Origin of the sequence: Streptomyces sp. CB01201 (assembly GCF_002803085.1) — a bacterium.
Classification (GTDB): domain Bacteria; phylum Actinomycetota; class Actinomycetes; order Streptomycetales; family Streptomycetaceae; genus Streptomyces; species Streptomyces hundungensis.
The window spans coordinates 424,228-433,525 of sequence record NZ_NNBJ01000002.1 but is presented as its reverse complement, the minus strand read 5'-3'; the positions used below and the strand labels follow the sequence as shown (position 1 = coordinate 433,525).

Annotated in this window: 8 protein-coding genes; 5 read left to right on the top strand and 3 right to left on the bottom strand. The window is 73.3% G+C overall.

Annotation, left to right across the window (positions count from 1 at the left end):
* The first annotated feature begins 564 nt into the window (after positions 1–564).
* Positions 565–1,236 carry a pyridoxine/pyridoxamine 5'-phosphate oxidase gene (locus CG740_RS06565; RefSeq protein WP_442802808.1) on the top strand — a complete coding sequence of 224 codons (672 nt, stop codon included), beginning with the start codon at positions 565–567 and terminating at the stop codon, positions 1,234–1,236.
* Between the two features lie 106 nt (positions 1,237–1,342).
* Here CG740_RS06565 and CG740_RS06560 read toward each other — a convergent pair whose 3' ends face one another.
* Together CG740_RS06560 and CG740_RS06555 are read right to left on the bottom strand one after the other, a co-directional pair.
* A complete protein-coding gene (locus tag CG740_RS06560) occupies positions 1,343–1,762 on the bottom strand; it encodes a Zn-ribbon domain-containing OB-fold protein (RefSeq protein ID WP_100573990.1) in 420 nt (139 codons plus the stop codon).
* A complete protein-coding gene (locus tag CG740_RS06555) occupies positions 1,759–2,211 on the bottom strand; it encodes a DoxX family protein (RefSeq protein ID WP_100573989.1) in 453 nt (150 codons plus the stop codon). Before CG740_RS06555 ends, CG740_RS06560 begins: the two co-directional genes overlap by 4 nt.
* A gap of 244 nt (positions 2,212–2,455) precedes the next feature.
* Between CG740_RS06555 and CG740_RS06550 the strand changes: the two genes are divergently transcribed.
* The 4 genes from CG740_RS06550 to CG740_RS06535 all read left to right on the top strand — a co-directional run bounded on the left by CG740_RS06550 (position 2,456) and on the right by CG740_RS06535 (position 8,255).
* Positions 2,456–3,598 (top strand): flavin-containing monooxygenase, encoded by a 1,143-nt coding sequence (locus CG740_RS06550; protein ID WP_100573988.1) that lies wholly within the window; start codon positions 2,456–2,458, stop codon positions 3,596–3,598.
* Between the two features lie 765 nt (positions 3,599–4,363).
* A complete protein-coding gene (locus CG740_RS06545; RefSeq protein ID WP_100573987.1) occupies positions 4,364–6,589 on the top strand; it encodes an acetate--CoA ligase family protein in 2,226 nt (741 codons plus the stop codon).
* A 128-nt stretch (positions 6,590–6,717) separates the two neighbouring features.
* A complete protein-coding gene (locus CG740_RS06540; protein WP_100573986.1) occupies positions 6,718–7,545 on the top strand; it encodes an enoyl-CoA hydratase/isomerase family protein in 828 nt (275 codons plus the stop codon).
* Positions 7,546–7,664: 119 nt separating this feature from the next.
* Positions 7,665–8,255, top strand: a complete 591-nt coding sequence (locus CG740_RS06535) for a flavin reductase family protein (RefSeq protein ID WP_100573985.1) — start codon at positions 7,665–7,667, stop codon at positions 8,253–8,255.
* Between the two features lie 161 nt (positions 8,256–8,416).
* Here CG740_RS06535 and CG740_RS39560 read toward each other — a convergent pair whose 3' ends face one another.
* On the bottom strand, positions 8,417–9,271 hold the full coding sequence (locus CG740_RS39560) for a hypothetical protein (protein WP_159030245.1): 855 nt from the start codon (positions 9,269–9,271) through the stop codon (positions 8,417–8,419).
* Positions 9,272–9,298: the final 27 nt, after the last annotated feature.

The window sequence follows — 9,298 nt, the reverse complement described above, 5'->3', positions numbered from 1 at the left end:
GGGGGGGGGTTGCCCACCCGCCCGCCCGTGGCCCGGGGTTGATCGGTTCCGGGTCCCCCTGGGGCTCCGCCCCAGACCCCGGGGGGTTCGCCCACCCACCCACCCGTGCGGCAGGGTCGATGGGTCCGGCCCCTGGGGCTCCGCCCCAGACCCCTGCGGGGGCTCCGCCCCCTGCACCCCCGTTCGCGCCTGAACGGCGCTCGTCCTCAAACGCCGGACGGGCTGGGTATGCCTGTACGGGCCAGCACCGAACCATTTGGGGCCACCTACAGGGGCGCGAGGAACTGCGCGAGAAGCGACCACGACCCGCACACGAAATCGGGGTAGAGGGGCGCGGGGAACTGCGCGAACGACCCCCACGATCCGCGGACGGAAACGGGTTTCAGGGGCGCGGGGAACTGCGCAAACAGCCCCCACGATCCGCGGACGGAAACGGGTTTCAGGGGCGCGGGGAACTGCGCAAACAGCCCCCACGGCCCGCGGACGGAAACGGGATTGAGGGGCGCGGGGAACTGCGCGAAACGGACGGACTGCGGGGCACTCCGGGGCCGCAGAATGAGCGGCATGGAATTCCAGGACTTTCTCCACACCCTCAGCGTCTGGGACGCAGAGCTCCCCCACTTCGACCCACCCACCGCCCCCGACACCCCCCTCCCCCTCTTCCAGGAGTGGCTGACGCACGCCGCCCGCGCAGGCCAGCCCGAGCCGCACACGATGTCGCTCGCGACGGTCGACGACGAGGGCCGCCCAGACGTCCGCACCCTCATGCTGCACGACGCCGACGCCACCGGCTGGCACTTCGCCTCGCACTCCACCAGCACGAAGGGCCGGCAACTGGCCGCCCACCCCGTCGCCGCACTCGGCTTCTACTGGCCCGCGGTGGGCCGCCAGGTCCGGCTGCGCGGACACGTCACCCCGGCGTCCCCGGCCGCCTCGCAAGCCGACCTGCACGCCCGCTCCACGGGTGCACTCGCGGCGGCCCTGGTCGGCCGGATGAGTGAAGTACTGGACGATTACGCCGAGTTGGAGGCGGCCTCCGCGACGGCTTGGGAGCGGGCGCAAGCAGACCCCCGACTCCCGGTCCCCACCTGGACCCGGTACGTACTGGACCCCGTGGAGGTCGAGTTCTTCCAGGGCGACGCCCGCCGCCGCCACGTACGCCTGCGCTACCGCCGCGAGGCGCATGAGGCCGACGGGGCCACCACCGTCTGGAGCCGCGAACTCCTCTGGCCGTAAGCCGAAACGGCGACGGCGACGGGGACAGGGACAGGGACAGGGACAGGGACGGGGACGGGGACGGTGGGCAGCTTCGGGGCTTGGTGGGGCCTGCGCCCTCCGGGCGCTATCCGGGTGCGGGTCCGAGCCCGAAGACCGGCACGGTCACGCCCCCCTCCGAGCCGGATCCGGCACGGAACGTCACGTAAAGCTCCATCCCGATCCTCAGATTCGCCTCGGGGCAGCCGATGACCTCCGTCATCATCCGGGGGCCCTCGGCCAGGTCCACGACGGCGGCGACATACGGAACGCGGTCACCGAACGGCGGCAGGTCGTTGCGGTGCACGACGGACCAGGTGTAGAGCGTGGCCCGGCCGCTCGCGGGGCGCCAGTGCACGTCCTCGCTCCAGCAGTACGGGCAGAACTCGCGCGGGTAGTGGTGCGGGCGGTCGCAGGCCGCGCAGTGCCGGATGAGGAGGCGGCCCTCGGCGGCCGCGTCCCAGTACGGGCGGGTGAAGGCGTCGGCCTCCGGGGTGGCTGCGGTCATCGGAACAGTCCCATCGCGTCGTCCAGGGACCAGGTCTGCCACGACATCGCGCCGAGGGCGACCAGCGAGATGAGCGCCATCATCGCGTTCTGGCCCTGCTCGGCCCAGTCATGGATCATCAGAACCAGGTACAGGAGGTTGAGGAGCAGCCCGCCGACGAGTGCGACCGGCGTCAGGAATCCGGCCATCAGGCCGATCCCCAGGGCTAGTTCGGCGTAGACGACGACGTACGCCATCGCCTTCGGGCGGGGTTTGACCACGGCGTCGAAGCCGCCGCGGACGGCGTTCCACCGGTGCTTGGCCGCGATGTCGGACGCCCAGGCGATGCCCGTACCACGCTCGAACCAGCCCTTCTTGTCCTTGTGCCGCCAGCTCTCCAGCCACCACAGGCCGAGGCCGATACGCAGCACGGCGAGCCACTCGGCGCCGCTGAGCCAGATCGAGTCCACGCGGCCCTCCCTCCCGGAGCTCTTCCTTGCGCCGCACGCCAGCTACTTTCTGACGGTACGTCAGTTCAGCGGAAGCGGGCCGCGCGCGCAAGGGGTGGCGCGAACGCGGGGCGGGCGGGGAGGCGGGCACGCAGGCACGCAGGCACGCAAGCGGTCGGCCGGTCGGGCACGCGTGATCAGATCGCAACCGATTCCGGTCTTGACCGAGACCCATCAAGTATTCACGCCGTTACGCTCAGCGTTCATGGCCGACACCACCACCCCCGCCAGCCCCGTCTATGTGATCGGGGCCGGCCCCGGCGGACTCGCCGTCGCCGCCGAGCTGCGGGCGCGGGGCGTGCGGGCCGTCGTACTGGAGAAGTCCGACGCGGTCGCCGCGTCCTGGCGCCGCCACTACGACCGGCTGCACCTGCACACCACGCGCCGCCTGTCCGCGCTGCCCGGGCTGCGGATGCCGCGCCGGTTCGGGCGGTGGGTGTCGCGCGACGACGTGGTGCGCTACCTGGAGAAGTACGCCGACGTCCACGAGTTGGAGATCGTCACCGGGGTCGAGGTCGACCGGGTCGAGCGCGGGCCCGGCGGCGAGGGGTGGGTGCTGTACGCGACCGGTGGCCGACGGCTCTCCACGCAGGCGGTGGTGGTGGCCACGGGGTTCAACCACACGCCGTACGTTCCCGCGTGGCCCGGCGCGGAGTCGTACGAGGGCGAGCTGCTGCACGCCGGCCAGTACCGCAACCCTGCCCCCTTCGCCGGGCGGGACGTGCTCGTCGTCGGGGCCGGCAACACCGGGGCGGAGATCGCGGCCGACCTCGCGGAGGGCGGGGCGGGGCGGGTGCGGCTCGCGGTGCGGACGCCGCCGCACATCGTGCGCCGGTCCACCGCGGGGTGGCCCGCGCAGGCCACCGGCATCCTGGTGCGCCGGCTTCCGGTACGCCTGGTGGACGCGGCGGCGTCGCTGACCGCACGGCTCTCCGTGCCGGACCTCTCCGCCCACGGTCTGCCCCGGCCGGCCAAGGGCCTGTACTCACGGGCCCGGGAGGGTGCGATTCCGGTGCAGGACGTCGGGTTGATCGAAGCGGTGCGGGGCGGGCGGGTCGAGCCGGTCGCGGCGGTCGAGTCCTTCGACGGCGCGAAGGTCGTTCTCGCGGACGGTACGCGGGTGTCGCCGGAGGTGGTCATCGCGGCGACGGGCTACCGCCGGGGCCTGGAGGGCCTCGTGGGCCACCTCGGGGTCCTGGACGCCCGGGGGCGGCCCCGGGTGCGGGGTGCGCGTACGGTGCCGGGGGTTGCGGGGCTGTACTTCACGGGGTTCACGAATCCGATCAGCGGGATGCTGCGGGAGCTCCGCCTGGACGCCACCCGAATCGCCCGCACCCTAACCCCCTGACCTCCCGCCGGCCCCCTGCGGCCCCGCGCCCCAGACCCCGCGGCTTGCCCCCTATCGCCCCTTCCCGCGGTGCCATCTGCGGCTCCCCGGCGTGGCCTCCCCCGGGGAGGCGGGCGGACTTCCAGGGCGGGCTGCGCCCCCGGCCCCTGGTTCGTCCGCGGGCCGTACGTGGCCGTTCGCGCCGTTCCCCGCGCCCCCACAAAACCCGTTTCAGTCCGCGGACCGTGCGTAGCTGGTCGCGCCCCCACAAAAAACGCGTTCTCGTCTGCGGGCCGTGGTCGCTTCTCGCGCAGTTCCCCGCGCCCCTAAAGGCCTCGGTGCTGGCCCGCTCCGGGCACTTCAGCCCGTCCGGCGATTGAGGACGAGCGCCGTTCAGGCGCGAACGGGGGTGCAGGGGGCGGAGCCCCAGGGGCCGGACCCATCGACCCTGCCGCACGGGTGGGTGGGTGGGCGAACCCCCCGGGGTCTGGGGCGGAGCCCCAGGGGGACCCGGAACCGATCAACCCCGGGCCACGGGCGGGCGGGCGGGCAAACCCCCCGGCGGGCCGACCGGAATGCGCCAGGGTTCCACCGAACGGGTTTGGGAGGGGCAGGGAACGGGGGAGGCCCAGCGAACACCCCCCGACCCCCGCCCGCCCCGCAGGGTTCAGGCTTTGCCCGCAGAGCCATTCCTGACAGACCGTCAGGTCTGTAATCTGACTGTGCGTCAGTTAACACCGCGCACGTCTCAGTCAGGCAGGCCAACGACCAGGAGCGGGCGGAACGATGCTTGGATCGACTCACGGCACCCTCACCACCGACTTCCGCGCGCGCGTGGTCGCCTGCGGCGAGCAACCCGCCCCCGGCGCCGTCCACGGCAGAGCCGCGGGGGAGGGCGACCTGGACGTCAGCGGGCGCCCGCTGTACGCCGACGTACCCGACCTGGACCGCTTCTTCCGGCCCGAGTCCGTCGCCGTCATCGGCGCCTCCGACGCCGAGGGCCGCCCCAACACCGGCATCACCCGCCAGCTCCTGGACTGGGCCGAGCGCGTCGGCGCCCGCCTCCACCCCGTACACCCCACCCGGGACACCGTCTTCGGGCTGCCCTGCGTCGCCTCCGTCGCGGAGCTGCCCGAACAGGTCGACCTGGCCGTGCTCCTGGTCGGCGACCCGATCCCCGTCATCGAGGAACTCGCCGAATCCAAGGTGAAGTTCGCCGTCGCCTTCGCCTCCGGCTTCGCCGAGACCGGCGAGCAGGGCGCCGCCGCACAGGAGCGGCTCGCCGCCGCCGTCAAGCGCTCCGGGCTGCGGCTGCTCGGCCCCAACACCAACCTCAACGCCTTCGAGCGCTTCCGCGACGACCTCGAAGGTCCCGCCATCGCGCTCATCACCCAGTCCGGCCACCAGGGCCGGCCCGTGTTCACGCTCCAGGAGCTGGGCGTGCGGCTCTCGCACTGGGCGCCCACCGGCAACGAGGCGGACCTGGAGACCTCCGACTTCATCTCGTACTTCGCCGAGCGCCCCGAGGTCGGCGCCATCGCCTGCTACGTGGAGGGCCTCAAGGACGGCCGTGCCTTCCTGCTCGCCGCCGACCGCGCGGCCCGCGCCGGCGTCCCCGTGGTGGCCGTCAAGGTCGGCCGCACCGAGGCGGGCGCGCGCATGGCCGCCTCACACACCGGCAAGCTGACCGGCGCGGACGACGTCGTGGACGCCGCCATGCGCCAGTACGGCGTCATCCGCGTCGACGGGCTCGACCAACTCCAGGACACCGCAGCCCTGTTGGCCCGTGCGCGCAGGCCGCAGGCGGACGGCGTCGTCGTGTATTCGATCTCCGGCGGCACCGGTGCGCACTTCTCGGACCTGGCCACCGCCGCCGGGCTGCGCCTGCCGCCCCTGTCCGCCGCCAAGCAGGCCGAGCTCCACGAGTGGATACCGCCGTACCTCAACGTCGCCAACCCCGTCGACAACGGCGGCCACCCCGTCGGCGACTGGCGCGGGCGCAAGATCATCGACGCGATCCTCGCCGACCCGTCCGTCGGCGTCCTCATCTGTCCGATCACCGGCCCCTTCCCGCCCATGAGCGACAAGCTGGCGCAGGACCTGGTGGACGCGGCGGAACAGACAGACAAGCTGGTGTGCGTGGTGTGGGGCTCCCCGCTCGGCACCGAGGCCGCCTATCGCGAGACCCTGCTCGGCTCGGACCGCGTCGCCACGTTCCGTACGTTCGGCAACTGCATCGGCGCCGTCAAGGCCTATCTCTCCCACCACCGGTTCACCACCGGCTACCGCTCCCCCTTCGACGAGGCGCCCCGCGTCCCCTCCCCGTCCTTCCGCAAGGCGCAGGCCCTGATGCGCCCGGGCCAGCAGCTCAGCGAGCACGCGGCGAAGCAGCTCCTGCGGGCGTACGGGATCCGGGTGCCGCGCGAGCAGCTCGTGACCAGCGCGGCGGCCGCGGTGCGGGCGGCGGGACTCGTCGGCTACCCCGTCGTCATGAAGGCCTCCGGCGCCCGCCTCGCCCACAAGACCGAACTCGGCCTGGTCAAGGTCGGGTTGACCTCGGCCAGCCAGATCCGGGACGCCTATCGCGAGCTCACCGACATCGCCCGGTACGAGGGTGTCGACCTCGACGGCATCCTGGTCTGCCAGATGGTCGAGCGGGGCGTCGAGATGGTGGTCGGCGTCGGCCACGACTCGCTGTTCGGGCCGACCGTGACCGTCGGGCTCGGCGGTGTCCTGGTCGAGGTGCTCGGCGACGCGGCCGTCCGCGTGCCCCCCTTCGGCGAGGCCCAGGCCCGGGACATGCTGGGCGAGCTCCGGGGGCGGGCGCTCCTCGACGGCGTACGCGGCGGACCCCCGCTGGACGTGGACGCCCTCGTCGAAGTGGTCCTGCGCGTCCAGCGCATGGCCCTCGAACTGGGCGACGAGCTCTCCGAGTTGGACATCAACCCGATCATGGTGCTGCCGCGCGGCCAGGGCGCCGTCGCGCTCGACGCGCTCGCCATCTGCCGCTGAGCCCCATCGCCGCCACCACCGCCACCGCCCCCTCCGGCCCATCCCTCCCCCCATCCCTCCCATCCGCCCCATCCGCCCCATCTGCCCCATCCTCCGCACGCTCCCCCGCCGCCGTTCTGGAGCCCCGCATGGACCCCCTGGATTCACTGGACCCCCTCGACTCATTGGTACTGCACGCCACTGACAACGGCGTCTCCTGGATCACGCTCAACCGCCCCGACGCCATGAACGCGGTCACCTGGGACCAGCGGGAGCGGATCATCGCGCTGCTCGCCGAAGCCTCCGCCGACCCCGGCGTCCGAGCCGTGGTGATCACCGCCACCGGCCGGGGATTCTGCGCGGGCGCCGACCTGCGCGGCGCCCCGACGGGAGCCGCCCCCGGGGGTGAGCGCGTCGCGGGCGACATCGCCCGCACCATCCGTCAGGGCGCCCAGCGGCTCATCACCGCCGTACTCGACTGCGAGAAGCCGGTGATCGCGGCGGTCAACGGCACCGCAGCCGGCCTCGGCGCCCATCTCGCGCTCGCCTGCGACCTGGTGCTGGCGGCGGAGTCGGCCCGGTTCATCGAGGTGTTCGTCCGCCGGGGCCTGGTGCCCGACGGCGGGGGCGCCTATCTGCTGCCCCGTCTGGTGGGGCCGCAGCGCGCGAAGGAGCTGATGTTCTTCGGGGACGCGCTCGCGGCGGCCGATGCCGAGCGCATGGGCCTGGTCAACCGGGTCGTCGCGGACGGCGAACTCGCCGCCACCGCGAAGGAGTGGGCCGAGCGCCTCGCGGCCGGGCCGACCCGTGCGCTCGCCCTCACCAAACACCTGGTGAACGCCTCCCTCGACGCGGACCGCACCTCCGCCCTCGCCGCCGAGGCATGGGCCCAGGAGATCAACATGAGCACCCGGGACGCGAATGAGGGAGTGGCCAGCTTCGTCGAGCGCCGCACCCCCAAATATCGTGGTCTTTAGGGTGGTTGGGGGAGCGCACCGTCAGCTCTGGACAGCCATCGACAGCCTTCGACGGTCTTCGACCCTTCCTATCTGACAGACCGTCAGGTTCAATGTGTTACGTGATGGGACACGCAGGGATGGCGGCCACCGTCGTCCGATACCTCAGGTCCGTCGGCGCCGCCACGGCTGCCGAGCCCGTCGACTTCCTGCCCCGGCCGGACCTTCGGGCCGTACGGGACGACGAGCGGGCGCCGGTCGATCCGGGCGAGTTCCGGCGGGTGCTCGGAACCTTCGCGAGCGGGGTCACCGTCATCACCGCCGAGGACGCGTCCGGGCCCACCGGGTTCGCCTGCCAGTCCTTCGCCTCGCTCTCCCTCGACCCGCCCCTGGTCGCCTTCATGGTGGCCCGCACATCGACGACCTGGCCGCGCATCGCGCGCGCCGGGGTGTTCTGCGTGAACGTCCTCGGCGCCGAACAGGGGCCGCTGTGCCGGGGGTTCGCGGTCAGCGGGGCCGACAAGTTCGCCGGGGTCGACCACGACGCGGCACCCGCGACCGGCTCGCCCCGGCTGGACGGCGTACCGGCGTGGATCGACTGCCGCATCCATGCCGTGCACACCGGCGGGGACCACCTCATCGTGGTCGGCCGGGTCGAGGCCCTGGGCGCCACCGACGACGCGGCTCCGCTCCTCTTCCACCGGGGCAGGTTCGGCCGCTTCGGCGAGTGACGCTGCCGCGACGGAGCCGTACGCCCTGAACCTGAGCCGTACGCCCTGAACCCGAGCCGTACGCCCCGGAACGGACCGGACCGGGCCGTATGACGCCGGCCCCGGACCGTGCGGCCCGGACCAGGCGCCCCGAACCGTGGGCCCGAAACCGTGCGCCCGGGTCACCACGACCCGTCGACGACCAGGCCCCCACTGCGGGTCTCCACGCGCAGGGTGCCCCGGTCGTCGTACGCCGCACGCCGCCAGTCGGTGAAGACCTCGGCGACCCGGCGGCCCTGCCAGTCGCTCCCGCCGGGCGGCACCGCGAAGTTGACCGTCACCACGGCCCGTTCGGCCCCGCCGTGCCGCTCCTTGCGCATGCGTACCCCCACGATGGACGGCCACATCCCGTCGTCGGCCTTGGTGAGGTGCCGGGAGTAGTAGTCGACGAAGTCCCGCGTCAGGTCGAACCACCCGGCGGGTAGGCAGGGCATCGCGGTTCCGTCGGTGGGCGGACCGGGCGTCCCGGGATCGGCGTCGGTGGGCGGGCCCGGCGTACCCGGATCGGCGTCGGTGGGCGGACCCGGCGTACCCGGATCGGCGTCGGTGGGCGGACCCGGCACACCCGGATCGGCATCCGTAGGCGGACCCGGCACACCCGGATCGGCATCCGTAGGCGGACCCGGCACACCCGGATCGGCATCCGTAGGCGGACCCGGCACACCCGGATCGGCATCCGTAGGCGGACCCGGCACACCCGGATCGGCATCCGTAAGCGGGCCCGGCACACCCGGATCGGCATCCGTAAGCGGGCCCGGGTTGCCGGGGCCGCTCTCCGTGGCCGTGCCGTCCGCTTCGGTCGTATCGCCGCCGCACGCCCGCCCCGCCGTCGCGGACGGCTTCGCCGCCGGGGCCGCGGCTGCCGGGTCGCCCGGTCGGGCCGTGCCGCAGCCGGTCACCGCGGCGCACAGCAGAGCCGCGACCAGCGCGGCACGCGGCACCGCACTCCGTACGCCCCTCGCCCCGATGGCGTTCATGGCACTCCCCCTCGCCCCTGGGCGGAA

What these genes read in the sequence shown, in the direction of transcription:
- CG740_RS06565 (WP_442802808.1), top strand. Translation starts at nt 565, where the DNA reads ATGGAATTCCAGGACTTTCTCCACACCCTCAGCGTCTGGGACGCAGAG.
- CG740_RS06560 (WP_100573990.1), bottom strand. Translation starts at nt 1,762, where the DNA reads ATGACCGCAGCCACCCCGGAGGCCGACGCCTTCACCCGCCCGTACTGG.
- CG740_RS06550 (WP_100573988.1), top strand. Translation starts at nt 2,456, where the DNA reads ATGGCCGACACCACCACCCCCGCCAGCCCCGTCTATGTGATCGGGGCC.
- CG740_RS06545 (WP_100573987.1), top strand. Translation starts at nt 4,364, where the DNA reads ATGCTTGGATCGACTCACGGCACCCTCACCACCGACTTCCGCGCGCGC.
- CG740_RS06540 (WP_100573986.1), top strand. Translation starts at nt 6,718, where the DNA reads ATGGACCCCCTGGATTCACTGGACCCCCTCGACTCATTGGTACTGCAC.
- CG740_RS06535 (WP_100573985.1), top strand. Translation starts at nt 7,665, where the DNA reads ATGGCGGCCACCGTCGTCCGATACCTCAGGTCCGTCGGCGCCGCCACG.
- CG740_RS39560 (WP_159030245.1), bottom strand. Translation starts at nt 9,271, where the DNA reads ATGAACGCCATCGGGGCGAGGGGCGTACGGAGTGCGGTGCCGCGTGCC.